21 protein-coding genes and 1 pseudogene are annotated in these 25,448 nt (G+C 64.5%); 9 read left to right on the top strand and 13 right to left on the bottom strand.

The window, feature by feature from the left end; translation table 11 throughout:
• Position 1: 1 nt before the first annotated feature.
• The 6 genes and pseudogenes from FJW06_RS18980 to FJW06_RS18955 all read right to left on the bottom strand — a co-directional run bounded on the left by FJW06_RS18980 (position 2) and on the right by FJW06_RS18955 (position 8,643).
• Positions 2-151, bottom strand: coding sequence for a DUF3096 domain-containing protein (locus FJW06_RS18980; RefSeq protein ID WP_023729728.1), 150 nt, complete (start codon positions 149-151; stop codon positions 2-4).
• Between the two features lie 90 nt (positions 152-241).
• Entirely contained in the window at positions 242-1,003 is a 762-nt protein-coding gene (locus FJW06_RS18975; protein ID WP_140753745.1) for a hypothetical protein, read from the bottom strand.
• A 317-nt stretch (positions 1,004-1,320) separates the two neighbouring features.
• On the bottom strand, positions 1,321-3,636 hold the full coding sequence (locus FJW06_RS18970; RefSeq protein ID WP_140753744.1) for an EAL domain-containing protein: 2,316 nt from the start codon (positions 3,634-3,636) through the stop codon (positions 1,321-1,323).
• Positions 3,637-3,786: 150 nt separating this feature from the next.
• Positions 3,787-7,272: pseudogene (locus FJW06_RS18965) on the bottom strand (indolepyruvate ferredoxin oxidoreductase family protein); the annotation flags it as partial.
• 239 nt (positions 7,273-7,511) lie between these two features.
• Positions 7,512-8,042: a hypothetical protein gene (locus tag FJW06_RS18960; RefSeq protein WP_140753742.1), complete on the bottom strand. Its 531-nt coding sequence runs from the start codon at positions 8,040-8,042 to the stop codon at positions 7,512-7,514.
• The gene (locus tag FJW06_RS18955) at positions 8,035-8,643 is read right to left on the bottom strand and encodes a CGNR zinc finger domain-containing protein (RefSeq protein ID WP_140753741.1); all 609 of its coding nucleotides are present in this window, start codon (positions 8,641-8,643) and stop codon (positions 8,035-8,037) included. Before FJW06_RS18955 ends, FJW06_RS18960 begins: the two co-directional genes overlap by 8 nt.
• 94 nt (positions 8,644-8,737) lie before the next feature.
• On the opposite strand from FJW06_RS18955, the gene FJW06_RS18950 reads away from it, so the two are divergent.
• From FJW06_RS18950 to FJW06_RS18935, 4 genes are all read left to right on the top strand, one after another.
• Positions 8,738-9,643 carry a branched-chain amino acid ABC transporter permease gene (locus tag FJW06_RS18950; protein WP_140753740.1) on the top strand — a complete coding sequence of 302 codons (906 nt, stop codon included), beginning with the start codon at positions 8,738-8,740 and terminating at the stop codon, positions 9,641-9,643.
• Positions 9,644-9,935: 292 nt separating this feature from the next.
• Positions 9,936-10,541: a TRAP transporter small permease subunit gene (locus FJW06_RS18945; RefSeq protein WP_140753739.1), complete on the top strand. Its 606-nt coding sequence runs from the start codon at positions 9,936-9,938 to the stop codon at positions 10,539-10,541.
• Positions 10,538-12,331 carry a TRAP transporter large permease subunit gene (locus FJW06_RS18940; protein WP_181178429.1) on the top strand — a complete coding sequence of 598 codons (1,794 nt, stop codon included), beginning with the start codon at positions 10,538-10,540 and terminating at the stop codon, positions 12,329-12,331. The genes FJW06_RS18945 and FJW06_RS18940 overlap by 4 nt, the downstream gene beginning before the upstream one ends.
• A gap of 12 nt (positions 12,332-12,343) precedes the next feature.
• Positions 12,344-13,372 (top strand): zinc-dependent alcohol dehydrogenase family protein, encoded by a 1,029-nt coding sequence (locus tag FJW06_RS18935; RefSeq protein ID WP_140753738.1) that lies wholly within the window; start codon positions 12,344-12,346, stop codon positions 13,370-13,372.
• 87 nt (positions 13,373-13,459) lie between these two features.
• Here FJW06_RS18935 and FJW06_RS18930 read toward each other — a convergent pair whose 3' ends face one another.
• Positions 13,460-14,569: a TRAP transporter substrate-binding protein gene (locus tag FJW06_RS18930; RefSeq protein WP_140753737.1), complete on the bottom strand. Its 1,110-nt coding sequence runs from the start codon at positions 14,567-14,569 to the stop codon at positions 13,460-13,462.
• A 267-nt stretch (positions 14,570-14,836) separates the two neighbouring features.
• On the opposite strand from FJW06_RS18930, the gene FJW06_RS18925 reads away from it, so the two are divergent.
• Positions 14,837-15,610, top strand: a complete 774-nt coding sequence (locus FJW06_RS18925) for a gamma-glutamyl-gamma-aminobutyrate hydrolase family protein (protein WP_140753736.1) — start codon at positions 14,837-14,839, stop codon at positions 15,608-15,610.
• A gap of 15 nt (positions 15,611-15,625) precedes the next feature.
• Here FJW06_RS18925 and FJW06_RS18920 read toward each other — a convergent pair whose 3' ends face one another.
• From FJW06_RS18920 to FJW06_RS18900, 5 genes are all read right to left on the bottom strand, one after another.
• Positions 15,626-16,018: a hypothetical protein gene (locus tag FJW06_RS18920; protein ID WP_140753735.1), complete on the bottom strand. Its 393-nt coding sequence runs from the start codon at positions 16,016-16,018 to the stop codon at positions 15,626-15,628.
• Between the two features lie 187 nt (positions 16,019-16,205).
• The gene (locus tag FJW06_RS18915) at positions 16,206-17,189 is read right to left on the bottom strand and encodes a 2-hydroxyacid dehydrogenase (protein ID WP_140753734.1); all 984 of its coding nucleotides are present in this window, start codon (positions 17,187-17,189) and stop codon (positions 16,206-16,208) included.
• On the bottom strand, positions 17,186-18,208 hold the full coding sequence (locus FJW06_RS18910; RefSeq protein WP_140684407.1) for a LacI family DNA-binding transcriptional regulator: 1,023 nt from the start codon (positions 18,206-18,208) through the stop codon (positions 17,186-17,188). Before FJW06_RS18910 ends, FJW06_RS18915 begins: the two co-directional genes overlap by 4 nt.
• Positions 18,209-18,287: 79 nt before the next feature.
• Complete coding sequence (locus FJW06_RS18905; RefSeq protein WP_140753733.1) at positions 18,288-19,172, bottom strand: DMT family transporter; 885 nt, start codon at positions 19,170-19,172, stop codon at positions 18,288-18,290.
• A gap of 177 nt (positions 19,173-19,349) precedes the next feature.
• Positions 19,350-19,757, bottom strand: a complete 408-nt coding sequence (locus FJW06_RS18900) for a DUF2000 family protein (RefSeq protein WP_140753732.1) — start codon at positions 19,755-19,757, stop codon at positions 19,350-19,352.
• Between the two features lie 45 nt (positions 19,758-19,802).
• Between FJW06_RS18900 and FJW06_RS18895 the strand changes: the two genes are divergently transcribed.
• A complete protein-coding gene (locus FJW06_RS18895) occupies positions 19,803-20,693 on the top strand; it encodes an AraC family transcriptional regulator (protein WP_140753731.1) in 891 nt (296 codons plus the stop codon).
• 81 nt (positions 20,694-20,774) lie between these two features.
• On the opposite strand, the gene FJW06_RS18890 is transcribed toward FJW06_RS18895, so the two are convergent.
• A complete protein-coding gene (locus FJW06_RS18890; protein WP_140753730.1) occupies positions 20,775-21,248 on the bottom strand; it encodes a MarR family transcriptional regulator in 474 nt (157 codons plus the stop codon).
• Positions 21,249-21,620: 372 nt separating this feature from the next.
• On the opposite strand from FJW06_RS18890, the gene FJW06_RS18885 reads away from it, so the two are divergent.
• The 3 genes from FJW06_RS18885 (at position 21,621) to FJW06_RS18875 (ending at position 25,437) form a co-directional block, all read left to right on the top strand.
• Complete coding sequence (locus FJW06_RS18885; RefSeq protein WP_140753729.1) at positions 21,621-22,676, top strand: GTP-binding protein; 1,056 nt, start codon at positions 21,621-21,623, stop codon at positions 22,674-22,676.
• A 238-nt stretch (positions 22,677-22,914) separates the two neighbouring features.
• Positions 22,915-23,889, top strand: a complete 975-nt coding sequence (locus FJW06_RS18880) for a WD40 repeat domain-containing protein (RefSeq protein ID WP_140753728.1) — start codon at positions 22,915-22,917, stop codon at positions 23,887-23,889.
• Between the two features lie 153 nt (positions 23,890-24,042).
• Complete coding sequence (locus tag FJW06_RS18875; protein WP_140753727.1) at positions 24,043-25,437, top strand: aspartate aminotransferase family protein; 1,395 nt, start codon at positions 24,043-24,045, stop codon at positions 25,435-25,437.
• The last annotated feature ends 11 nt before the right edge of the window (positions 25,438-25,448 follow it).

Below are 25,448 nucleotides of genomic sequence, written 5' to 3'. Positions count from 1 at the left end.
TTCAGCCGGCGAGATGGGGGAAGAGGCCGAGCAGGCCGACAACGATCAGGTACAGCGCGACGATGTAGTTGAGGAGCCGCGGCATCACCAGGATCAGCACGCCTGCGATCAGCGAGATCAGTGGCGTCAGCGCGAGCGAGTGGATGGTCATGCGGGAATCCTTTCTTTTGACGGGCAATCGCCGTCAGGCGGGCTGCGGACCGGATAACGGCGCAGCCGGCGAAAGGTTCATGGCGCGCATTCAGGCGGCGGCGCGATAGTATTTCGCCGTCGGCACGATCGTGAGGGGCGTCAACCGGTTGATGGCCGGATTGCCGAACATCAGCCGCTGTTCCAGCGGCGTCGACTTGAAAAACGGCAGCCGCTCGAGCGTCAGGCGCATGTTCTCGCCGGCCGGAATTTCGAACAGCGCGATCGGGGCAAGAACCCCCGGAAATTGCTTGGCCTCGCTCCTCTGCACAGCATTGAAGAACCGCGCGTAGAAGGCGGAATGCTCGAGCTTGACGGGGGTTAGCACCGAGTCCTGGCCGAAGTAACAGGAGGCGACCATGGCGATCCTGAGCGTCAGGAACGGCAGCACGCCGGGCGCCGGCGCGCTGTCGGGATCGGTTGCGAAGCGGGTCCCGTCGATGAAGGTTTCGCCGCGGGCTAGGCGCGGGAGCAGGACTTCGGGATAGGCGTCGATCGAAGGCGAGTATGGCTGCTCGCTGGAAATATAGTGAAAGCGCAGCGTGCTGACCAATTCACCGTAACAATAGACGCCGAACCTGTAGGAATTGGGCAGGTTATCCCAACGGTCCTCGAACATGCCGCTGGCGATCGGGCCACACATACCTGAGCGCAGATAGGAGTTGTAGCGGAGCCGGTAGATCGCCTCGAGATCTTCGCCACCGGTGATGAGACGATATTCGACGTGATCCAGTAATTGCATCATCGACCGGTTGAGCGCGGAGTCCATCCTCGCGCTGGCGTCAGCCGACGCACTCTTCCTCACTGCATCCATTGCCGATCCTCGAATTCCGCCTGCAATTAGGCTATTCGAGTTGAAATGAGACACAAGCTGAAAATTCGATATTGCTGATTTACCGCTTGTTAACGTTAATGGTTGGGCAGATTTTCGCCGAACCTGCATAACAAAACGGCTAAGCTCGACGCTGACGGCTGTCTGACACGACCTCCCGGCGATCACTTGGATCATCTCAAGTTCAAGGTTTGAAAATATCGAGACGTGGCGGGTTTAGACTTGCGCAAGTCACCTTCGTCACCGCGAACTGGAAATGCGGAGTATATCACACCGAAGCCGAGGCCGTTTAAGCCCGTTCAGCTGGCTGTCCGTTTGCCGGCAATATGCAGGTCCGCGGCAAATGGCCATGTGACGCTCGACATCGTCTCAATGCCCGACGCGCTGAGCGCAGCGCCGAAGAGAAAACCCTGCACGAAGTCCGGCTTGACCAGATGAACCAGCGTCTTCAGCTGCTCGAAGGTCTCGACCCCTTCGATGGTGACGGAAAGGCCCAACGTCCGCGACAGGCCGACAATGCCCTTCAGAAGATCGAGCGACTGCCGGTTCTGGTTGACATCGACCAGGAAGGAGCGGTCGATCTTGATTTTGTCGAGCGGCAGCTTGTGGAGATAGCTCAGGCTGGAATAGCCGGTGCCGAAATCGTCAAGCGCGATGCGCGCGCCGAGCGCCTTCAGTTCCTCGATCGACTCGCGCGTCAGCGACTTGTCGTCGAGCAGCGCGGTCTCGGTAACCTCTATTTCGAGCCGGTGCGCCGCCAGGCCCGACTTGGCCAAGGCGTCCCTGACCTTCTGGACGATGTCGCGATTGCGGAAATCCTTGGCCGACAGGTTGACCGACACGCTGGTCTGGGCCGGCCATTTGGCGCATTCGGCGCAGGCTGCTTCGAGCACGAGGGTGCTGATGTCGGAAACGATGCCCATCTCCTCGGCAAGCGGAATGAAGACGCTGGGCGAGATCGGGCCTAGATCGGGATGGTCCCAGCGGCAGAGCGCCTCGCAACTGGCGATGCGCATGGTGCTGACGGCCACGATGGGCTGATAGACCACGCGCAAGTCCTTGGCCTGCACCGCATTGCGCAGATCGGCCTTCATCAGCTGGCGGTTGCGGAAAGCGGCATCCATGGCCGCCTCGAACAGCCGCCAGCTGTTCTTGCCGAGCTCCTTGGCCTTGTAGAGGGCAAGGTCCGCCTTGACGATCATGGCGTCCGCGTCAGTGTCCTTGACCTTGGAAAGCACCGCGCCGCCGCTGGCCTGGATGCGCAAGCCGTGGCCGGCGACGTCCACCTCGCCCTGCAGGTCCGCGAAGATCTGGTCGAGCAGGGTGCTGAGATGGCTCTCGTCCTCGACGCGGTCGAAGAAGACCATGAACTCGTCGCCGCCGAAACGACTGACGGTGATGCCGGGTCCGGCAATCGCCGCGAGGCGCTCGGCCACGGCATAGATCAACCCGTCGCCGACCGGATGACCGAGCGTGTCGTTGACGCTCTTGAAGTCGTCGAGATCGAGCACCGCGAGGCCGCAGAGCCGATCCTGGTCGCCGGAGGCCATGGCCTCGCCGACCAGCTCGTGGAAATAGGCGCGGTTGGGCAGGCCGGTCAGATTGTCGTAGCGCGCCATGAAGCGGATCTTTTCCTCCGCCTCGACGCGCGCCGTCACGTCCTCGAAGGTGATGACGCCCAGTTCCTGGCTGCCTTCGCGGGCGGAGAATTCGTAATGCTGGCCGTTGGCGAGGGAAACCAGCACCTTGCGGTCGCGGCCTTCGCGCAGGGCGCGCGTCAGTTGCGCCTCGATGTAGCGGCAGTCTTTCGGCGCCAGCATGCCGCCGGCGACGCCGCGCATCAGAAGACCGTGGATAGAGCGTCCGAGCAAGGCGTCACCCGATTTCAGCGACATCAGGCGGGCGGCCTCGGCATTGGCCACCGCGACGCGCCCGTCGGGGCCCAGCATGACCAGGCCATGCGACATGGTGTTGAGCGCGCGGTCGAACCGGCGCGTCAGGTTCCTGGCCTGCTTATGGCCGATGACGGCGGAGAAGAGCACGTTGCGGACATGGTCGGCGCTGTTGATGGTGATGAATGTCAGCGGGATGATCATCAGGCCGAGCAGGACGGACGGGAAATCCATGCGCAGCAGGAGCCCGAGCGCCGCCGGGCCGATGAAGGTCACGGAGAAAATCCGCACCATCTGCGGGGAGCCGTAATTGCGGCCGACAACCGTGACCAGGGTCGCGATCGTCAGCGACGTCGCGGCCAGCTCGGCGAAGGGATCGGGATAGACGTAGATCGATATGAAGCACAGCGAACCCAGGCCCAGGCCCTGCAGGCTACCCTTGAGGATGTAGTTGCGCTCCCACCGCCGGGCCTCTTCGACATTGGCTATGGTGCCGCCTGCCTTCAGGAAGCCGCGTATGCCGGCGTAACGAAAAAGGCTGATGGAGAGCAGGCCGAATGAAAAGGCCAGAAACAGCGGATCATGCGTCCGCCAATAGATCATGAAGCCGAGTATCCAATAGCAAACGCCACCGATCACCAGCATGTGCGCGTTGTCGAACAACGACCGCACAAACTGGATATAAACATCCGCCGGGATGTTCTCGGTCTTTGTTCTACCCATGCCGTTGGCCCAACACTACGCCTTTTCATGCCACACCGGCCTTAAGAAAGGCTTAGAACGGCGCTCGGCCACGGTTGCAGAGGGTTGCGATATGCGCGACAGACCCGGAAACTTAGGGCGAGTTGGCGCGCCATCGACGCGCCGGCGCGTTCACTCCGCCGCGCGCAGCGCCGGCTCCGCCGGAGCCTGGGCGAGACGTTCGATTAGCCGCGCACGCTCGCCGGCCGCCTTCGCGGCGCTAGCCTGCCGGACATGGCCGTAGCCGCGGATCAGCGCCGGCACCGAGGCTAGAGCGGTGGCGGCCTCCACCCTGCCCGGCGCAAGTGCTGCGGCGATAAGGTCGAGGTCGGCCTCGTAGTCTCGCAGCGACTGCCGCTCCATGCGCCGCTCGGCCGTGTAGCCGAAAAGATCGAAGGTGGTTCCGCGCAGGCCCTTCATCGCCGCCAGCAGCCGGAAGCCCTTCATCATCCACGGGCCGAAGCTCGATTTCCGGGGCTTGCCGTCATTGCCGCGGCGGCCGAGGACCGGCGGCGCGAGGTGGAATTCGAGCTTGTCGTAGCTCTGGAACTGCTTGGCGAGGTCGGCGGCGAAGGTGCCGTCGGTGTAGAGTCGCGCCACCTCATATTCATCCTTGATCGCCATCAGCTTGAAGAGATTCCTGGCGACGGCCTCGGTCACCGCGGTCGAGCCGGGCACGGCCTTGGCTTCGGCGGTACGCAACGCCACCACACGGTCGGCGTAGCGCCTGGCGTAGGCGGCGTTCTGGTAGGCGGTGAGGAAGGCGACGCGGCGGGCAATGACATCGTCCAGCGTCTCGGCGGGTTTCGACACCGGCTTGCCGGTTTGGGCGACCAGGTCGCGCACGAAATCGGGCTGATGCGCGGCGCGGCGGCCCCAGCGGAAAGCCGCGATGTTCATCGCCACCGCTTCACCGTTCAATTCTATCGCCTTTTCAACGGCTTCGGCCGAAAGCGGCAGACCGCCATGCTGGAAGGCGAAGCCCAGCATGAACATGTTGGCGCCGAGCGAATTGCCGAACAGCGCGGTTGCCGTGCGGGTGGCGTCGAAGAAATGCGCCTTGTCGTCGCCGGCGGCCGCCCGGATCGCCTTCTTCAGCCGCTCGACCGGCAGCGAGAAGTCGGCGGACCGGGTGAACTCTCCGGGCATGATCTCGGCGGTGTTGGCCAGGAAGATCGTGTGCCCCTCCCGCACCGCGCCCAGCACCTTCTTGGCGCCGGAGACGACAAGGTCGCAGCCGAGCACGAGGTCGGCCTTGCCGGCCGAAACGCGAATGGCATGGATGTCCTCGGGCGTCGGGGCGATGCGGACATGGGTGAACACCGAGCCGCCCTTCTGGGCGAGGCCGGCCATGTCGATCATGCCGCAGCCCTTGCCTTCCAGATGCGCGGCCATGCCGAGCACCGCGCCGACGGTGACGACGCCGGTGCCGCCGACCCCGTCGATAATCCCGGCCCAGCCCTGGTTGCCCATGCGGAACTCGGCCGGCGCCGGCACGCCGTCGAGAGGATCGGCCTTGCCGGCAATGCCTTCGGCCTTCCTGATCTTGCCGCCATGCACGGTGACGAAGGACGGGCAGAAGCCGTTGAGGCAGGAAAAGTCCTTGTTGCAGCTCGACTGGTCGATGCGGCGCTTGCGGCCGAATTCGGTCTCGACCGGCTGGATGGAGACGCAGTTGGACTGCACGCCGCAATCGCCGCAGCCTTCGCAGACCAGCTCGTTGATGAAGACGCGCTTGTCCGGATCGGGGAAGGTGCCGCGCTTCCGGCGCCGGCGCTTTTCGGCGGCGCAGGTCTGATCGTAGATCAGCACCGAGACGCCCTTCACGTCGCGCAACTCGCGCTGGACGAGATCGAGGTCGTCGCGGTGATGGATGGTGATGCCGGCCGGGAAATCGGCCTTGCCGGCATATTTGTCGGGCTCGTCGGTGACGACGGCGATGCGGTCGACGCCCTCCGCGCGCACCTGCCTGGCGATCATATCGACGGTGAGACCGCCCTCATGCGGCTGGCCGCCGGTCATGGCGACGGCGTCGTTGTAGAGGATCTTGTAGGTGATGTTGGCGCCAGAAGACAGCGCGAAGCGGATCGCCAGTACGCCGGAGTGGTTGTAGGTGCCGTCGCCGAGATTCTGGAAGATGTGGTCGCGCTTGGAGAACGGCGCCTGTCCGACCCATTGCGCGCCTTCGCCGCCCATGGCGGTGAAGCCGACCGTGTTCCTGTCCATCCATAGCGCCATGAAGTGGCAGCCTATGCCGGCGGCGGCCAGCGAACCGTCCGGCACCTTGGTGGATGAATTGTGCGGGCAGCCCGAGCAGAAGAAAGGCGTGCGCGAGCCGATGTCGACGGTGTCGGAGAGCATCGCCTGGAACTGTCGCAGCTTCGCCACCCTGGCGGCGATCTCTTCCGACGGGCCGATGGTGCGCAGGATGCGCTCGCCGAGCGCGATGGCGATCTCGTTTGGGTCGAGCGCGCCCTTGGCCGGAAACAGCCAGTCGCCGCGCTCGTCCTTCTTGCCGACGATCATCGGCTGGACCGCGGTGCCGTAGAGGTTCTCGCGCAGTTGCACCTCGATCAGCGAACGCTTCTCCTCGACGACGACGATGGTGTCGAGGCCGCGGGCGAACTCGGCGATATGCTGGAAATCCAGCGGCCACGGACAGCCGACCTTGAACAGGCGAATGCCGATGCGGTTGGCGGCCGCTTCGTCGATGCCGATATCCTCCAGCGCCTGGCGGACGTCGAGATAGCTCTTGCCGATGGTGATGACGCCGAGCTTAGGGTTGCGGCCGCCGGAATAGACGATGCGGTTCAGCCCGTTGGCGTGGATGAAGGCGGAAGCGGCGGCGCGCTTGTATTCATGCAGCCGCTCTTCCTGTCCGAGCATGTCGATCTCGTGGCGAATGTTCAGGCCGCCCGGCGGCATGTCGAATTCGGGAATGACGATGTTCAGCCGCTCGATCGAGGCGTCGACCGAGGCCGTCGATTCAATGTTGTCCTTGACGCATTTCATCGCCGCCCAGGTGCCGGCGAAGCGCGACATGGCAAAGCCATAGAGGCCGTAATCGATGATCTCCTGGACGCCGGCCGGGTTGAGGATCGGCACCATGGTGTCGACGAAAAGGAATTCGGTGGCATGTGCGTTGGTCGAGGATTCGGCCATATGGTCGTCGCCCATCAGGGCAAGCACGCCGCCATGCTTCGAGGAGCCCGCCAGATTGGCGTGTCGGAAGACGTCGCCGGAACGGTCGACGCCCGGGCCCTTGCCGTACCAGACGGAGAAGACGCCATCATGCGTGCCCTCGCCCAGCAACTCGGCCTGTTGCGAGCCCCAGCAGGCGGTGGCGGCGAGCTCCTCGTTGAGGCCGGGCTGGAAGACGATGTCGGCTTGCGCGAGCTGCTTCTTCGCCCGCCACAGCTGCATGTCGAGGCCGCCCAGCGGCGAGCCGCGATAGCCGGAGACAAAGCCCGCCGTGTTGAGGCCGGCGCGGCGGTCGCGCTCGCGCTGCATCAGAAGCATGCGCACGACTGCTTGCGCGCCGGACAGGAAGACGCGCTCCTTGCCAAGGTCGAACTTGTCGTCGAGCGCGACGTCGTGCAGCGTCATCAGGTATTTCCTCTGCGGAGGCGCCTCAAATCAGGCAGCCAACGTCGGAGTGGGACACCGCAGTCTTTCGTCCCTTGGCGGTGAGGTCAAACAAAATCGCAGAGGCCAGATAACACGCAACAAACGGTCTGGCGAGTGGCCGGCGGCGCATGCAAGATCATGCTAACCGCTTCGTGAGGAACAAAAATTTCGCGACAGGGGACGGTTTCACCGTTTCACGGAAACCGTGGAATTGCTCCACGCCGCGCGTTTCAGGTCGCTTTCGAGCAATCCGGCTTCTGCTGGTCGGGCAGCTTGCCGTCGGGGTGGCCGGCAAGGTCCGGATTGAGCTCGTATTTCGGGCCGATCACCAATGGCCGGTCGGGCAGCATCGTCTGGTCCTCCGACGAGGTCATGGTGATGTCGATGCTTTGCAGCAACGTGCCCGTCGCATCCTCGATGCGGATCGAGACTTTGTAAGGCTTGTCCTTGACCACGCAGGAGAGCGGCGGGCTGGTGAGCGTGATGTGAGGCAGCTTCGGCCAGATCTTCTGGTTGACGATGAGCGGGTCGCCGCCCGCAGGGTTCTGGAAGCTCACCACCGCGACCTGGCCGTCGACCATCGGCCGCAGCGGCTTCAATGTGATGACATAGGTGGCGATGGCCAAGCGGTAATTGAACTCGAACAATTTGCCGGAAATGGCAAAGAGCTGGTCCTTGCCGGTGTCGCGGCAGGCGCCGAGCGCGACAGCGGCGACCAGGGCTGCGCCGACCAGGGCCGAACGCGACAATTTCCTAAGCATTGCTGACCTCCCTCGCCGCCGTCCGGCGGCGGTAATAACGGTTTGCCTTCTGGCGGTTGCCGCAAACGGCCATGTCGCACCACAAGCGGCTGGCGTTGCGGCTGCGGTCGACGAACAGCCAGCTGCAATTGGGGCAGATCCGCAGCCGCGCCACCGTTTCGTCGCGCAGCAGCGACAGCGCCGAGACGGCCAAGGCCGCCTCGAAGGCAATCGGCGTTGCCGGATCGCCGAAAGGCCGGCCCGGCGTCCCGATCTCGGTCGCGCTGCCGGACAAACCGCCGGCGCAGGCCGTGAGGAAACCCGGCAGGTGACTGGTCGCGAGCGCGCCGTTCGATACGGCATGGCGAAACAGGCGATCGGTCGCTTCGCGGATCGAGATGACGGTCGGTTTTATCTCGCCCGGTTCCGGCGCCTGCAGCCGCCGGCCGCCGAGTTCGGCGGCGCGAAAACCGCTCGCCGCCTCGGCGAAGCGGGCGATCTCTGCCGGGTCGTCGAAACGGTCGAAGGACTTTTGCGGATCGTTGCGCAGCACGACGGTGTTCGCCGTGTCGAGCGCAAGGATGCCACCGGTGAAGCGGTGCGGGGTCCAGGATACCGTCATGAATAGAAATCTAACCGATAAAACGCATTTGACAAGTTAGATTCCGAGTGCAACGGTTCGTGCAGGGTCGCACCATGCGACCCAAGGACGTCGCATGCACTATTTCTTCCAGCAGGTGCTGAACGGGCTGCATTCGGGCGCGCTCTATGCGCTGCTCGCCTTCGGCTATGTGCTGACCAACGGCATCCTGCATCGCACGAACCTGGCTTACGGCGCGCTCTTCGCCTTCTGCGGCCAAACGATGATCCTGACCGCCGCCTTCGGCTATCAGGCGCTGTGGCTGACGCTCGCCGCCGCGGTGGCGCTCGGCGCCGCCGCGGCCATCCTCTATGCGGCGCTGATCAGCCAGGTCCTGTCGCGCAGCGTTTTCGAGAGGCTCGCCGACCGCTCGCCCAATGCCATCGTGGTGACGACGCTCGGCATCTTGCTCTTCCTGTCGGAGGCGAGCCGCATCGCCGCCGACACGCATGACCTGTGGCTGCCGCCGATGCTCGCCACCCCGGTCATCTTTGCCCAGGGCGAGGGCTTCAAAGTCACGCTTACCGTCATCCAGCTGCTCGATTGCGCTTGTGTCATCGCGCTGGTGGCGCTGGCGGCCTGGCTATTCTCGCATTCGCGCTTCGGCCGCGCCTGGCGCGCCGTCTCCGACGATCCGAAAGCGGCGGCGATGTGCGGCATCGACGTCACCGCGGTGTTCCGCCGCGCCGTGCTGCTCGGAGGCTTCTGCGCCGCCCTGGCCGGGGTGCTTGCCGGTCTCTATTACGGCAATGTCTCATTCGGCACCGGGCTGATCTACGGCCTCAAGATCCTGTTCGTGACGGCGGTGGGCGGCTATCTGTCGCCGCTCAAGGCGGCGCTTGGCGCCGCGGCCTTCGGCATGGCGGAAGCGCTCTGGGCCGGCTATTTCCCGCTCGAATGGCGCGACGCCTGGATCTATCTCTTCCTCGTCGCCATGCTGGTGCTGATCGGCGCCGGGCGCGACCAGGCCAAGATCGCCTGAGCCCCAGACTTCGCTGTCTCCAGACTTTCGCTGCCACACACTTTCGTTGCCCACAGACTTTCGTTGCATGACGCATCGTCAGGCGGCGGCATTCCGCCGCTGCGCGCCCTGCCGATCTGTTTGCAGCGGCTTTGTCATGTTGACCTGCCGGACCACGCACTGCATATCGTTGGGCCAAGCGGCGCGACGCCGGGGGGGAATCGGGCGCATCGCGAAGTACTTTTGAGTCTGCGCATCATGCTTTCCGAAAATCGAAGCGATTTTCTGGCCGATGCGCGAGGGAGGACTATGCATGGCAGGGCTGCTCGCTCTATCCAGGACAATCGACCGCATTAACGAGTTCATCGGCCGCTGGGTCTCCTGGCTGATCCTGCTCGCGATCCTGGTGAGCGCCGGCAACGCCGTCATCCGCAAGGTGTTCGACACCTCCTCCAATGCCTGGCTGGAGCTGCAATGGTATCTATTCGGCGCCGCCTTCATGCTGGCCGCCGCCTACACGCTTAAGCAGAACGACCATATCCGCATCGACATCGTCTACGGCATGTTCCCGCGGCGCGTGCAGCACTGGATCGACCTCTTCGGCCACCTGTTCTTCCTGATGCCCTTCGTGGTGCTGATGGTGGTCTATTTCGTGCCTTACGTGTCGCTGTCCTTCCGCAGCGGCGAGATGTCGACCAATGCCGGCGGGCTGATCGTGTGGCCGGCCAAGGCGATCCTGCTGGTCGGCTTCTTCCTGCTGGCGCTGCAAGGGGTTTCCGAGATCATCAAGAAGATCGCCATCATGCGCGGCGACATGGACGATCCCAATCCCTTCCTGTCCGCGCATGAGCAGGCCGAGCTCGAGGCCAAGGCGCTGGCCGAGGAAGCCAAGGCGATCGCGGGCGAGGCCCGCCCATGATCGAATTCATGGCGCAGAACATGGCGCCGATCATGTTCGCCTCGCTGATCGTCTTCCTGTTGATCGGCTACCCCGTCGCTTTCTCGCTGGCCGCGAACGGCCTGCTGTTCTTCTTCATCGGCGTGCTGGTCTCGCCCTATTCCGGCGGCTCAATCAACCTCGCGTGGCCCCTGCTGCACGCGCTTCCCGACAATTTCTACGGCACCAGGGTGATGTCCAACGACACGCTCCTGGCGATACCCTTCTTCACTTTCATGGGCATAGTGCTCGAGCGCTCGGGCATGGCCGAGGACCTGCTCGACACGATCGGCCAGCTGTTCGGGCCGATCCGCGGCGGGCTTGCCTATGCGGTGATCTTCGTCGGCGCGCTGCTTGCCGCGACGACCGGCGTGGTGGCGGCCTCCGTCATCGCCATGGGGCTGATCTCGCTGCCGATCATGCTGCGCTACGGCTATGACCGCAGGGTTGCGTCCGGCGTCATCGCGGCCTCCGGCACGCTGGCGCAGATCATCCCGCCGTCGCTGGTGCTGATCGTGCTTGCCGACCAGCTAGGGCGCTCGGTCGGCGACATGTATGCCGGCGCCTTGATCCCCGGCCTCGTGCTGACCGGCATCTACATGCTCTATATCCTGATCATGTCGATCGTCCGGCCAAACTCGATGCCGGCGCTGCCGCTCGAAGCCCGCACGCTCGGCCACGGCGTGCTGTCGCTGATCGTGGCGCTGCTCATCACCGTCGCCATCTCCTACGGCGCCTATCGCTATCTCGCGCCGACGCAGGGCGACAATGCCGACATCCTCGGCTTCGCCGTCGGCGTCATCGTCATCTATATCGTGGCCATCGTCGACCAGCGGCTCCGCATCAACATGATGTCCAAGCTGGCGCAGCAGGTCGTGATCGTGCTGATCCCGCCGCTGGCGCTGATCTTCCTGGTGCTGGGCACGATCTTCCTCGGCATCGCCACGCCGACCGAAGGCGGCGCCATGGGCGCCGTCGGCGCGCTCATCATGGCGGCGATGAAGGGCCGCCTGACGAGGGACGTCATCAATCAGGCGCTGGCCTCGACGACCAGGCTTTCCTCCTTCGTGCTGTTCATCCTGATCGGCGCGCGCGTCTTTTCGCTCACCTTCTACGGCGTCAACGGCCATGTCTGGGTCGAGCATCTGTTGACCTCGCTTCCCGGCGGCGAGACCGGCTTCCTGATCGGCGTCAACATCCTGGTCTTCGTGCTTGCCTTCTTCCTCGATTTCTTCGAGCTCGCCTTCATCATCGTGCCGCTTCTGGCGCCGGCCGCCGACAAGCTCGGCATCGACCTGATCTGGTTCGGCGTGCTGCTCGGCGTCAACATGCAGACCAGCTTCATGCATCCGCCCTTCGGATTCGCGCTGTTTTACCTGCGTTCGGTCGCGGCCCGCGTGCCCTATCTCGACAGGATCACAGGCAAGCAGATAGCGCCGGTCAGCACCGGGCAGATCTATTGGGGGGCGGTGCCGTTCGTGCTGATCCAGGTGATCATGATCGGACTCACCATCGCCTTCCCGCAGATGGTCATGCGCTACAAGGGCACCGCGGTCGAACCGAGCACGATCGACCTCAAGCTGCCCGACATGCCGTCGCTGGCGCCGCTCGGTACAGCCCCGGCTAACAACAACGGCGCGGCGCCGGCCAATGGCGGCGCCGCGGCGGCTCCCGGCACGCCCGACCTGTCGCAGCCGCCGAGCTTCGGCGATGCACCGGCCAAGCCGGCGGCGCCGGCGCCCGACCTTTCGAAGCCGCCGAGTTTCAATTGAGGTGACCACGTCATGAGAGCCGTCCGGCTGGAAGCAATCGGCAGCATCGCGCTTCGCGAAGTGGATAAGCCTTCGCCGGGTCCGGAGGACGTCCTGGTACGGATCGAGGCCTGCGGCGTCTGCGGCACCGACCGGCACCTTTTCCACGGCGAGTTCCCCTGCACGCCGCCAGTGACGCTCGGCCACGAATTCTCCGGCATCGTCGAAGCCGTCGGCCAGGCGGTGTCGGGCATTGCCGTCGGCGACCGCGTCACCGGCGATCCCAACATCGCCTGCGGGCGCTGCGCCCATTGCCACACCGGCCGCGTCAATCTCTGCAGCAATCTGAGGGCCATCGGCATCCACCGCGACGGCGGCTTCGCCGATTACGTGCTGATGCCGCACAAGCAGGCCTTCCGGCTGCCGGCAGACCTCAAGCCGACGCACGGCGCCTTCTGCGAGCCGCTCGCCTGTTGCCTGCACGACGTCGACCTTGCCGCGATCCGGCCGGGCGCGTCGGTCGTGGTGCTCGGCGGCGGCGTCATCGGCCTGCTCATCGTGCAACTGGCAAAACTCGCGGGCGCGGCAACCATCATCCTGTCGACCAGGCAGGCCTCCCGCCGTGCGCTTGCCGAGGAGCTCGGTGCGACCGCGACGATCGACCCAGGCCCCGGGGACCCGATCGCGGCCGTCGCGGGGCCTGATGGCCTGGTGCCAGGCGGCGTCGATGTGGTGCTGGAATGCGCCGGCGTTCGCGACACGGTCGAACAGTCGGTGCGCATGGCTCGGGCCGGCGGCACGGTCGTCATCGTCGGCGTGGTGCCGCAAGGCATGACGGTGGAAATCGAGCCGTTCGATCTTCTGTTCCGCGAGCTGAAGGTGCTCGGCTCCTTCCTTAACCCGTTCACGCATGGAAGGGCGGCGCAACTGATCGCCTCCGGAGCGATCGAGGTCGACAGGCTGATCTCGAGGCAGGTCAGCCTGGAGGAAGCGCCGCAGGTGATCGCCAGCCCGCCAGCGCCGGGCGAGGTCAAGGTGCTGGTGGTGCCGGGCCGGGGCTGAAGTCAAGTCCTGCAATGTTGGCGATTGGCGAAACCGCCGAGAACAGCGCCCCTCTCCCCGCTCTATACGGGGAGAGGGGCTAATCTTCTACAGCTTGCCGTTGCGCTGCTGCACCATCATGAAGGTGTCGTAATTGTATTCGGCGACCTGGGCCCAGAGGTAGTGCTCCTTGCGGAAGGCCTTGATCGATTCCCAGATCTTCTTGAACGGTGCGTTGTTGGATTCCATCTCGGCGTAGACCTCGTTGGCCTTCTCGAAACAGGCGGCCATGATCTCCTGGCTGAACGGCCTGAGCTTGGCGCCGCCGGCCACAAGTCGCCGCACCGCCGGGGGATTCACATAGTCGTATTTCTGCAACATGTTGGCGTCCGCGGCCTGCGCCGCGGTGCGCACCAGCGATTTGTAAGTCGGTGAAAGCTCTTCGTATTTCGCCTTGTTGAACAGGAGATGGACGGTGGGGCCGCCTTCCCACCAGCCGGGATAGTAGTAATAGGGCGCTACCTTGTAGAAGCCGAGCTTCTCGTCATCATAGGGGCCGACCCATTCTGCGGCGTCGATGGTGCCCTTTTCCAGCGCCGGGTAGATGTCGCCGCCGGCGATCTGCTGCGGCACCACGCCAAGCCTTTCGACGACCTTGCCGGCAAAGCCGCCGATGCGCATCTTGAGACCCGACAGATCGGCGACGCTGTTGATTTCCTTGCGGAACCAGCCCCCCATCTGGACGCCGGTATTGCCGCCCGGCAGACCGTACAACCCTTGCGTTCCAAGGAATTCATTGAACAGGTCGATGCCGCCGCCGTGGTAGTGCCAGGCGTTCATGCCGCGCGCGTTGAGCGAGAAGGGCACTGCCGCACCCAGCGCCCAGGTGGGGTCCTTGCCCCAGTAATAATAGGCCACGGTGTGGGCCGCTTCGACGGTGCCGGCGGCGGCGGCATCGGCCGCCTGCAGGCCGGGCACAAGCTCGCCCGAAGCGAAGACCTGGATCTGGAAATTGCCATCGGTCGCTTCCGACAGCATCTTGGAGAAGACTTCGGCGCCGCCATAGATCGTGTCGAGCGACTTCGGGAAGGACGACGCCAGCCGCCAGGTCACTTTCGGATTGGACTGGGCGATGGCCGGCGTGGCGAGTGCCGCAGCCGCTGCGGCGGCACCCACGCCGGAGGCTCCGGCCTTGCGAATGAATGAACGACGATCCATTAAGTTTCCTCCCTTGCGGATCAGCTGACCGATGCCAGGACATCCTCGGTGCCCGGACCGGTTGGGGGAGAAACATACACGGGCAAGAAGTCGAGTCCAGCGCCGCGGCCAAGCTTGCGGCCATTCTCAGCGGCCCACTGCAACTATAGTCTAATAGTCTCTTGCCTGGCCCATGCGAGGTAGCGAAACTTGCCATGGAAAAGCCGCTACGGATCGCTTATTTTATAGGCAGAACAAATCCTTGGCCTGATGGAAACCAACCCCAAAATGCAGCAGCCGCTCGTCGCAGTCTCAACCGACGTTCGCCAGTTCGACAATTACACCTGGCACGCCGCGCCCCAGCAATATCTGGAAGCGGCGATCACGGGCGCCGGCGTGTTCCCGTTGCTGGTGCCGTCCTTCGGCGACCGGCTCGACCTCGACGAATTGCTGTCCTCGGTTGACGGCGTCATGCTGACGGGCTCGAAATCCAACGTCCATCCCTCGCTTTATAATGGCGACCCGAGCGAGGCCAACGGTCCTTACGATCCCGCGCGCGACGCCACCACGCTGCCGCTGATCCGCAAGGCGCTCGAACGCGGCGTGCCGCTGCTTGCCATCTGCCGCGGCATCCAGGAGCTGAACGTGGCGCTCGGCGGCACGCTGGGCACCGAAATCCAGGAGCGCGAAGGCTCGCTCGATCACCGCGCGCCGGTGAGCGACAATCAGGACGAGCGCTTCGCCATCCATCAGACGATCTCGATCAAGCCCGGAAGCTGCCTTGCCGGAGTGTTCGGCGCCGGAGACATCAAGGTCAACTCGCTGCACCGGCAGGGAATCGACCGGCTCGGCTCGAAACTGCAAATCGAGGCCTTGGCCACCGACGGCACGATCGAAGCGGTCTCCGTCAAGGATGCGCGGGCCTTCGCGGTCGGCGTGCAATGGCACCCCGAATACTGGGTGAAGTCGGACAGCAATTCCGCGAAGATCTTCAAGGCTTTCGGCGATGCCGTGCGGCTGCACGCGGCGGCAAAGGCAGGCGCCCGCGCCGCAGCGGAATAAACACTCAGCTTAAATTCAGTTGCTGCTGTCGCTATTCAGCGCCAGCAGCGGCGCGGACGGCGCGTAGGATTCGTAGCCGTCGCCATCGGCGACGCCGAAGGTGACGATAGGGTCGATGCCGTTCTCGCTGAAAGCGACCGAGCCGTCCGCCTGCTCGCGCCAGAATTTCGCCCGCTCGACGCCGGGCATCAGCTTGCTGCAGTCCGAAGCGACGTCGAGCCGCGACAGGCCGTCAGAGACCGAGGCTCCTCGCTGCACGGCGCAGCCGGCTTCGTCGCCATTGGCCGTCAGTCGATACGTGCTTGAAGTCGCGGTTTCGATAGCCGTGCTTTGGCCTTGGCCGCCATACAGGACATGCGCGCCCCCGAACAACGCAACCGACATGACCAACCCGGCAATCAGCTTCACGCCGCCTCTCCACACTCAATTATGCATGAAAAATGAATTCAAAGGGTTAAGCAGCGGTTAATCTGCTCCGCCAGCATTAACGCATGTGGCGGAAGCGAAGCCGCCGAGCCTGACCGCCCCCACTTTCCCTGAAATTTCCCTGTATCTTTTTGCGTAATTCCGACGGACAACCGCTTTCCGGATAGTCCTAGCCGCGCGGCTTGACGTTGATCGTCTCCGGCACGGGCGTCAGCGGCCGGCGCTCGGTGAACCAGGCGACGAGATTGTCGACGCAGAGGTCCGCCATGGCGCGGCGGGTGTGGACCGATGCCGAGCCGACATGCGGCAGAAGCGAGGCGTTGGGCGCGTCGAGCAGGGCCCGCGGTACGTTCGGCTCATCGGCAAAGACGTCGAGCCCGGCGGCGGCGATGGCGCCGCTTTCGAGGGCGGCGGCGAGAGCTGCCTCATCCACGGCCGAGCCGCGGCCGATATTGACGAAGACGCCGTTCGAACCCAGCGCCGACAAGATTTCGCCATTGATCGCCTTCTCGGTGGAAGCGCCACCGGGGGCAATGCAGATCAGCGTGTCGACGGCTTCGGCAAGCCCCTTCAAAGTGGCATGATAGTCGTAAGGCAGGTCTTCGACCTTGCGGCGGTTGTGATAGGCGATCGGCAGGCCGAAGGCTTCGAGGCGGCGGGCGACGGCCCGGCCGATGCGGCCCATGCCGAAAATGCCGACGCTGCGGCCGCGCAAGGTAAGCCGGCTCAGGCGATAATTGCCCTTCTCCACCCAGTCGCCGTCGCGCAGCCATTTCTCGGCGGCGTAGAGCTCACGCACGGTGTTGATCAAAAGGCCGATGGCGGTGTCGGCGACCTCATCGGTCAAAACGTCGGGCGTGTTGGTGACCATGACGCCGCGCTTGGCTGCGTGATTGGCGTCGATGGAATCGTAGCCGACGCCGAAGCTGGCGATGATCTCGAGATTGGGCAGCGCGTCGATCATCGCCGCGCTGACGCCCGCGTAGGAGGCGATGCCGCGTACCTTGGCGCGCATCTCGTCCGTCACCAGCAAAGGATCGGCGCGTTCGATCGGCACAGGCTCGAACGCCTTGTCGATGCGGCCGGCGGCATGGTCGTTGAAATCGGCGGGCACCAGGATGGCGACCGGCAATTTTCTCTCGGCCCTAGTCATGCACGCTCCACCGGCTTGCCGGTCGACTGCCGCACATGCAGTTCCGGCTTGATCAGCTCCTGCGAGGGCCGCACCGCCTGCCCGTTCAATTTGTCGAGCAAGGCGCTCGCCGCGCGGCGGCCGACCTCGCGCTGGCCATTCCAGACCGTGGTTAGCGCCGGCGTCGCGATCGCCGCTTCCTCGAGATCGTCATAGCCGGTGACCGAGATATCGACGCCCGGCACGAGGCCGGCGCGCGCGATGCCGTTCATCAGCCCGATCGCGACCAGGTCGTTCCAGCAGCAGGCAGCGGTGGGCCTGTCCTTCAGTGCCAGAAACTGTCCCGCGGCCTCGAACCCCGCCTGCTTGGTGCGCGGCCCGGGAATGCGCCAGGACGGCTTCACCTCCAGGCCGGCCGCCTCCATCGCGTTGAGATAGCCCTGGTAGCGGTCGCGGCCGGTCGAGGTCTGGTCGGTGCCGCCGACCATGGCGATGCGCTTGTGGCCGAGCGAGATCAGGTGATTGGTGGCCAATGCGGTACCATAGGCATCGTCGCCGCGGAACACCGGCACGTCGGCGCCGGCGACGGTGCGCGCGATCAGCACAGCCGGCAGGCCGTTTTCCTCGGCCATGATGATGTCCTCGGCCGGCGTGCCGATAGCCGGCGACATGATGACGCCGTCGGCGCCGAGCTGCAGCAGCGTGTCGATGAAGGTGCGCTGCTTTTCCAGCTGGTCGTAGTGGTTGGAGAGGATGAAGGTCTGGCGACTGCGGTCGAGCTCGCTCTCGATCGAGCGCAGGATCTCGGCGAAGAACGGGTTCATGATGTCGTGAACGACGACGCCGACAATGCCGGACCGCGAGGTGCGCAACGAGGCGGCGCGGCGGTTGTAGATATAGCCGATGGCGCGGGCATGCTCCTTGATGCGCTCGCGCGTGGTGCCTGCGACCAGCGGGCTGTCGCGCAGCGCCAGCGATACCGTTGCCGTGGACACACCGAGCGCATCCGCGATCGTCGAAAGCTTGATCTTCTGTGCCAGTGCCCTTCGCTCCCCAGGGTCTCTCAATCGGGTCTTTAAATTGTTTAAATTCGGCCTTATGCCATTGATCGGGAGCAAATCAAAGTTTTTTCGCCAGCGCCTCGGCCTCGGTGTCGAGCGAGGCGGAGTTGCGCACGCGAAGCCTGTGCTCGCGGTGGATGATGTAGAGGCCGCTGGCAACGATGACGGCAGCGCCGAGCAAGGTCCAGCGGTCGGGGAACTGGTGGAAGATCACCCAGCCGGAGATGATCATCCACACCATCTGCGAGTAGGGGAAAGGCGCCAGTTGCGTCGTGGTCGCCAGGCGATAGGCTCGGACCAGCAGATAGTGGCCTCCGGCGCCGAAGACACCCAGCATCAGGACGACGAACCACTGAAGGCCGCCGTGCGGCAGCGCGGGCGAGAAGGCAAGCATCGGGGCCAGCAGCACCGACGGCGCCAGCGCCGAGAACAGGATCAGGCTCTCGGATGTTTCGGTCGAAGACATGCGCCGCGTCATGATGACGTAGAAGCTGTTCGACAGCATCGAGCCCAGCGCGAAGAGATGGCCGATGCCGAACACGCCGACACCGGGCCGGGTGATGATCAGAACACCGACAAAGCCGGTGAGGATCGCCAGCCAGCGCCGCCAGCCCGCCCATTCGCCGAGCAACGGGCCGGCAAGGGCGGTGATGACCATCGGGCCGAAGAAATAGATCGAGGTGGTTTCGGCAAGCTGCAGCGTCTTCAGCGCCAGGATGTTGAACATGGTCGAGCCGAAAAGCATGCAGCCGCGCAATATATGCGCCGGCAGATTGTTGGCGCGAAAGCGCGCCGGCTCGCGCCAGCCGCGCAGGAAGACGCCGACCAGCAGGACATGGACGGTGAAACGGGCCCAGGCGACGATCAGCGCCGAGACGCCGGCCAGCACCAGGTATTTGCTGGAGGTGTCGAGGAAAGTGAAGCAGACATAGACGCAAAGCATCAAAAGCATCGCCGCGGGCGGCGTTGCGCTGTCGTCTTGAGTTCGGGAAACAGACAAATTCGGGCCGAGAGAAAGCAAAGGCGGAGGCCCCACCTTTGCGGCAATCAAAGCTTGCCGGCAAGCCAATTGTCCGGCGTGGCCGGACCAAATGCGGCCGCTGCAACAACGCCCCGGCGTTCAGCCATGCATGCGGGCGCCCTTGGTGATCTTGTCGACGAGCTTTTTCTCGCCGCGCAAGGCGATGCCGACGACCTTGGCATCGTCCGGCGCGAATTGGGCGAAGACGGCGCGGTTGGCTGCGTCGTGACCGGTCGAAAACATCTCCTCGACATAGGCGGACGTCGTCACGCCGCGCTCCAAGGCCCGGCGATGGATCGTGCCCAACGTCGCCGCGTCGGCCGACAGGACGATGACCGGCTGGATCGACATCGGGTTGTAGAGGTTGCCGGCACGGTCGCGATAGGCCTCGCCGATGACCTCGGGAAACTGCGCGACGATACCGCTGGTCAGGAACGCGGTGACGTTGAGCTTCTGCCACACCGGCAGATCCTCTCTCAGGACAATTGCAATTTTCGTATCGAACACCAAGATTGAAACTCCGAGATGGCCCATGAGGGGCGGAACAGGGCGATGGCGCAGGCTCTAGGCGCAGAAGCGAAGGAAGGTCTTGAACGTTCGTGCGCGGATGCGGCCGATGGCGACCGCATCGTCTCTGCGCCTGGCGGGCTTGGCCTCGAACGCATCGAGGCGCGCTTCCACGGCAATGCCTTCGAACTGCACCGGCACGACACCTATGCAATCGGCGTGACACTCAACGGCGTGCAGCGCTTCCACTATCGCGGCGCGCTGCAACACAGCCTACCCGGCCAGGCGATCGTGCTGCACCCGGACGAATTGCACGATGGCGGCGCCGGCACGGAGGACGGGCTGCGCTACAGGATTCTTTACCTGGAGCCGTCCCTGCTGCTCGACTGCCTCGAAGGCGAGCCGCTGCCCTTCGTCCGCGACGCAGTGGTCGACGATCCGGCGCTGCGGGGCACGCTGCTCTCGGCGCTGGCGCCGCTGGACGAAGAGCTCGGCGACCTGTTCGTGGCGGATTTCGTCGCGCAGCTGGCGCAGCATCTGAGGCGCCACGCGGGAAAGCCGGCAAAGTCAGCGAGCAAGACCGCCTGGCGCGCTGCGGCGCTTGCGCGCGATTATCTGGAAGAGCATGCCGAGCGCGCAGTGCGTTCCGATGAATTGGAGGCCATTACTGGCCTCGACCGCTACGCGCTGTCGCGCCATTTTCGCGCCACCTATTCGACCAGCCCGCATCGCTTCCTGTTGATGCGCCGGCTGCAAAGGGCGCGGCGCATGATCGCCGAGGGCGAGTCGCTGGCGGAGATCGCCGCCGGCGCCGGCTTCAGCGACCAGAGCCATCTCAACCGGCATTTCAAGAAGGCATTCGGCATGACGCCGGGTCGCTGGGCAACTCTGGTAAGCGCGCAAGCGCGAGGCGTAGGGTCGCGCTTACAATGCTAACGCCGTACGTGAAGCGACTACGCTGCGCATCGCGCTCACAGTGCTAAATCCGCCCGTGGAGCGATGACGCTGCGCGTCGCGCTACGCTTCGTCCATCTCCGCGTCGTCGTCGATCAGGACCAGATCTTCGTTCGAGAGATTCGCCTCGATGCGGGCGAGCAACTTGAACAGCGCCTTCTGGTCCTTCTTGTCGAGGCCCCTCAGCGCCTGCTTCTCGGTCTTCTTGACCGACTTCTCGATGGCGCGAATGGTTTCGCGGCCGGATTCGGTGAGGAAGATATGGGCCTGGCGGGCATCGGCGTTGGAGGCACGCTTTTCGAGGAAGCCCTGCGCCTGCAACCGGTTGATGGTCTTGGTGATGGTCGGCGGCCGCACGCCGAGCCTGCCGGCGAGGTTGCCGGGGGTCTGGCCGTCCTCACGGTCGAGCGCCAGCATGATCTGGTCCTGGCCGGCGTAGAAACCATGCGCCAGAAGCCGCGACGCGAGCGCCGTGCGCGCCAGCCTCGCCGCCGAATGCAGCCGGCTCATTGTCGCTGTCTTGTCCGCCTTGGCCATGGCCATTCCCTCTTCGGCCCAACCGGCGTGGCCAGCATAGAGGCTGTCCGACGGTTGGCAAATGACGATCTCTAAGAATCCGGCTTGCGGAACGCTTTGCCGGCAAGCATTGCGGTGCCCGCGCAGGTGATGCCAGATGTTTATTTCAGTTAGATGACAAACGACTTTTGAACCGGCGAGATTCACATCGGCCTGGCGGGGCTGCCGCAAGAGCCCTGCCAAGTTCCACTCTCGACACCATCTTTTCCGCCCCGGTCCGGCTGCCGAGGCAAGCGGATGCCTAGTCTATCGGTTTGAGGCGTGCAAAAGCGCGGCGCCCATCCTATATGAGGCCGACAATCCAAGATTTTCGCCAAGATTTTCGAGGCAAATATGAGCGATGCACAGACGCAAATTCCCGTAACCGTTCTCACCGGCTATCTCGGCGCTGGCAAGACGACGCTGCTCAACCGCATCCTGTCGGAGAACCACGGCAAGCGCTACGCCGTCATCGTCAACGAGTTCGGCGAGATCGGCATCGACAACGACCTGATCGTCGAGTCCGACGAGGAAATCTACGAGATGAACAATGGCTGCGTGTGCTGCACGGTGCGCGGCGACCTGATCCGTGTCGTCGAGGGCCTGATGAAACGCCCTGGCCGCTTCGACGCCATCGTCGTCGAGACTACGGGGCTCGCCGACCCGGTGCCGGTGGCGCAGACCTTCTTCATGGATGACGACGTGCGCACCAAGACCAAGCTCGACGCTGTGGTGGCGCTGGTCGACGCCAAGCACCTGCCGCTGCGCTTGAAGGATTCCAAGGAAGCCGAGGACCAGATCGCCTTCGCCGACGTTGTGGTGCTGAACAAGACCGACCTCGTCACGCCGGAAGAGCTGGAAAAGGTCGAAGCGACGGTCCGAGCCATCAATCCGGCGGCAAAGATCCACCGCACGCAGCGCTCGGGCGTCGCGCTCAGCGAAGTGCTCGACCGCGGCGCCTTCGACCTGTCACGCGCGCTGGAGAACGACCCGCACTTCCTCGATGCGCATGACCACGATCACGACCACGAATGCGGCCCGGATTGCGATCACGACCACCATCATCACGACGGCCACGATCATCATCACCACCATGCTTCCGACATCCATGACGTGACGGTGAAGTCGGTGTCGCTGCGCGGCGGCGAGATGGACCCGAAGAAGTTCTTCCCCTGGATCGAGAAGGTCACCCAGATGGAAGGGCCGAACATCCTGCGGCTGAAAGGCATCATCGCGCTCAAGGGCGACGAGGACCGCTATGTGCTGCAGGGCGTGCACATGATCCTCGAGGGCGACCACCAGCGCGCTTGGAAGGACGGCGAAAAGCACGAGAGCCGGCTGGTCTTCATCGGCCGCGAGCTTGATGCGGAGCGGTTGCGCAAGAGCTTCGAAGCCTGCCAGGCGGCTTGATTTCCGCACTTTCAGGCGCTAGCGCTGCGCTTTCTCCCTTCTCCCCTTGTGGGAGAAGGTGGCCTCGCGAAGCGAGGTCGGATGAGGGGTGCTCCAGCTTGGCGATGACGGCGATCCGTCAATTACCCCTGATCCGTCTTGGCGCTGCGCGCCAATCCACCTTCTCCCACAAGGGGAGAAGGCCAGGTCGCACCTAGCCACACCGGCTTCGTGCACAGAAGCCCGAATGGACCGCCCTATGCCCACAGTCGCCCCGCTTGATCTCGAAGGCCATTGCGTCGCCGCTGTCTTCCTCAACGACGTGCCGCATTTCGCCTTGGCCGACGGCGCGATCCACCGGTTGGACAATGGGCACAAGACGGTGCAGGCCAATGACGGCCTGCTGGCCGCTTTCCACGACGCTGCGAACGATCGGCTGATCACCGGCGGCGAGGACGGCAAGGTGTTTGCCGTGAAGGCCGGCGGCGAGGTGAGCGAACTCGCCAGCGCCGGCAGAAAATGGGTGACCAGCATCGCCGCCGGACCGCAAGGCGCGATCGCCTACGCCTCCGGCAAGACCGCCTTCGTGCGTTTCGCCGACGGCAAGATCAAGGAATTTGTCCATCCGCGTTCGGTGGAAGGGCTGGCCTTCTCGCCCAAGGGCATGCGCTTCGGCGTCGCCCGCTACAATGGCGCAACGCTGCATTTCCCGGCGGCCGAAGGCAAGCCGGTGGAGCTCGAATGGGCCGGCGCCCATACCGGCATCACCTTTTCGCCGGATGGCACCTTCCTCGTCACCACCATGCAGGAGAACGCGCTGCATGGCTGGAAGCTCGCCGACGGCAAGCACATGCGCATGTCGGGTTATCCCGGCAAGGTGAAGAGCCTGTCCTGGAGCGCGAAGGGCAAATGGCTGGCAAGCTCGGGCGCGCCGGCGGCGATCGTCTGGCCGTTCGCCAGCAAGGATGGCCCGATGGGCAAGGCGCCGCTGGAGCTCGGCACACGCGGCAACACCATGGTGACCTGCGTCGCCTGCCATCCGAGCCAGGAGGTCACCGCCATCGGCTACGAGGACGGCATGGTCATCGCGGCGCGCTTCGCCGACGCCAAGGAAGTGCTGCTGCGCCGTCCCGGCAAGGGCGCCATCACGTCGATGATGTGGGACAAGGAAGAGCGCCGCATCGTGTTCGGCAGCGCCGCCGGCGACTGCGGCGTGATCGATATCACTGCGTAGGGGAGTAGGGAAAGGAAAACCCTACTGCCCTACTGCCCTACTGCCCTACTGCCCTACTGCCCTACTCCCCTGAGCCAACGCCCGCCCCCACTACGGCCAATTGCAGTTTCGCCAAGCCATGGGCAGAGTGCCGCGCGAAACACAGGGGCTTTCATGCAGGCATCGGACAGTTCCACGAATTCCATCGGTGGCTCCATCGGCGGCATCGACATCGCTCGCATCGCCGAGCTGCGCGGGGCGGAGGCGGCCGCCTTCCGCAAGGCGCGGCCGAAATCCGAGGCGAAGCTTGGCAACGGCATCGCCGGCTTCCTCGGCGGCGTGCCGATGCACTGGATGACCGACTGGCCGACGCCGTTCCCGATCCTGGTCGACGGCGCCAAGAGCGCCACCATCACCGATATCGACGGCAACAGGCTCGACGATTTCTGCCTTGGCGACACCGGCTCGATGCTCGGCCATTCGCCGCCTGCGGTCGCGCGCGCGATCCGCCGTCAGGCGGCCCGCGGCCTGACCTATATGCTGCCCAGCGAGGACGCGCTGGCGATCGGAACGCTGCTGCAGCAACGCTTCGGCCTCCCCTACTGGCAGATCGCCACCACCGCCACCGACGCCAACCGCTTCGCGCTGCGCGTCGCCCGCGCGGTGACCGGGCGCGAGAAGATCCTGGTCTTCAACGGCTGCTATCACGGGTCGGTCGACGAGACGATGGTGCGGCTGATCAACGGCAAACCGGTCAACCGGCCTGGATTGGCCGGCGAATTCCGCGATCTCACACGGGCGACGAAGATCGTCGAGTTTAACGACATCGCTGCCTTGGAAGCAGCGCTGGCGAACCGCGACGTCGCCTGCGTCATCACCGAGCCGGTGCTGACCAATTCCTGCATGGTGCTGCCGGAACCGGGCTTCCACGATGCGCTGCGGCGGCTGACCCGCGCGGCCGGCACGCTGCTTTTGATCGATGAGACGCACACCATTTCGACCGGCCCCGGCGGCTACACGAAGAAGCATGGGTTGGAGCCGGACCTGTTCGTGCTTGGCAAGCCGGTGGCGGGCGGCGTGCCGGCGAGCATCTGGGGCATGAGCGAGGAAGTCGCCACCCGCTACGGCGCCTACAACCGCACCAAGGAGCCCGGCTATTCCGGCATGGGCACGACGCTGTCGGCCAATCCGCTGCAATTCGCGGCGATGCGGGCGACGCTGGAAGAGGTGATGACCGAGGAGGCGTACGCGCATATGGACCGGCTGGCGCGCCGGCTCGATGCGGGGCTCTCCGCCGTCATCCAGCGAAACAAGCTTCCCTGGCATGTGGCGCGGGTCGGCGCGCGCGTCGAATTCATCTGCGCGCCGGGACCGTTGCACGATGGCGGCGAGGCCGAGAAGGCGCATGCGCCGGAGCTCGAAGCCGCCATCCATGTAGCGCTCGTCAATCGCGGCGTGCTGATCGCGCCGTTCCACAACATGATGCTGATCTCGCCCGTGACAACGTCCGCACAGGTGAGCCGGCTGATCGCCGCCTTCGCCACGGTTGCCGGCAAGCTTGCGGCGTGAGAAAAGCGGCC

Origin of the sequence: Mesorhizobium sp. B4-1-3 (assembly GCF_006439355.1) — a bacterium.
Taxonomy (GTDB): Bacteria; Pseudomonadota; Alphaproteobacteria; order Rhizobiales; family Rhizobiaceae; genus Mesorhizobium.
Note: the sequence above shows the minus strand (reverse complement) of the source record. Positions and strands in the feature narration are given on the sequence as shown.

What these genes read in the sequence shown, in the direction of transcription:
- FJW06_RS18980 (WP_023729728.1), bottom strand. Translation starts at nt 151, where the DNA reads ATGACCATCCACTCGCTCGCGCTGACGCCACTGATCTCGCTGATCGCA.
- FJW06_RS18945 (WP_140753739.1), top strand. Translation starts at nt 9,936, where the DNA reads ATGGCAGGGCTGCTCGCTCTATCCAGGACAATCGACCGCATTAACGAG.
- FJW06_RS18905 (WP_140753733.1), bottom strand. Translation starts at nt 19,172, where the DNA reads ATGCTTTGCGTCTATGTCTGCTTCACTTTCCTCGACACCTCCAGCAAA.
- FJW06_RS18915 (WP_140753734.1), bottom strand. Translation starts at nt 17,189, where the DNA reads ATGACTAGGGCCGAGAGAAAATTGCCGGTCGCCATCCTGGTGCCCGCC.
- FJW06_RS18885 (WP_140753729.1), top strand. Translation starts at nt 21,621, where the DNA reads ATGAGCGATGCACAGACGCAAATTCCCGTAACCGTTCTCACCGGCTAT.
- FJW06_RS18875 (WP_140753727.1), top strand. Translation starts at nt 24,043, where the DNA reads ATGCAGGCATCGGACAGTTCCACGAATTCCATCGGTGGCTCCATCGGC.
- FJW06_RS18925 (WP_140753736.1), top strand. Translation starts at nt 14,837, where the DNA reads ATGCAGCAGCCGCTCGTCGCAGTCTCAACCGACGTTCGCCAGTTCGAC.
- FJW06_RS18950 (WP_140753740.1), top strand. Translation starts at nt 8,738, where the DNA reads ATGCACTATTTCTTCCAGCAGGTGCTGAACGGGCTGCATTCGGGCGCG.
- FJW06_RS18895 (WP_140753731.1), top strand. Translation starts at nt 19,803, where the DNA reads ATGGCGCAGGCTCTAGGCGCAGAAGCGAAGGAAGGTCTTGAACGTTCG.
- FJW06_RS18960 (WP_140753742.1), bottom strand. Translation starts at nt 8,042, where the DNA reads ATGCTTAGGAAATTGTCGCGTTCGGCCCTGGTCGGCGCAGCCCTGGTC.
- FJW06_RS18955 (WP_140753741.1), bottom strand. Translation starts at nt 8,643, where the DNA reads ATGACGGTATCCTGGACCCCGCACCGCTTCACCGGTGGCATCCTTGCG.
- FJW06_RS18880 (WP_140753728.1), top strand. Translation starts at nt 22,915, where the DNA reads ATGCCCACAGTCGCCCCGCTTGATCTCGAAGGCCATTGCGTCGCCGCT.
- FJW06_RS18935 (WP_140753738.1), top strand. Translation starts at nt 12,344, where the DNA reads ATGAGAGCCGTCCGGCTGGAAGCAATCGGCAGCATCGCGCTTCGCGAA.
- FJW06_RS18970 (WP_140753744.1), bottom strand. Translation starts at nt 3,636, where the DNA reads ATGGGTAGAACAAAGACCGAGAACATCCCGGCGGATGTTTATATCCAG.
- FJW06_RS18975 (WP_140753745.1), bottom strand. Translation starts at nt 1,003, where the DNA reads ATGGATGCAGTGAGGAAGAGTGCGTCGGCTGACGCCAGCGCGAGGATG.
- FJW06_RS18890 (WP_140753730.1), bottom strand. Translation starts at nt 21,248, where the DNA reads ATGGCCAAGGCGGACAAGACAGCGACAATGAGCCGGCTGCATTCGGCG.
- FJW06_RS18930 (WP_140753737.1), bottom strand. Translation starts at nt 14,569, where the DNA reads ATGGATCGTCGTTCATTCATTCGCAAGGCCGGAGCCTCCGGCGTGGGT.
- FJW06_RS18940 (WP_181178429.1), top strand. Translation starts at nt 10,538, where the DNA reads ATGATCGAATTCATGGCGCAGAACATGGCGCCGATCATGTTCGCCTCG.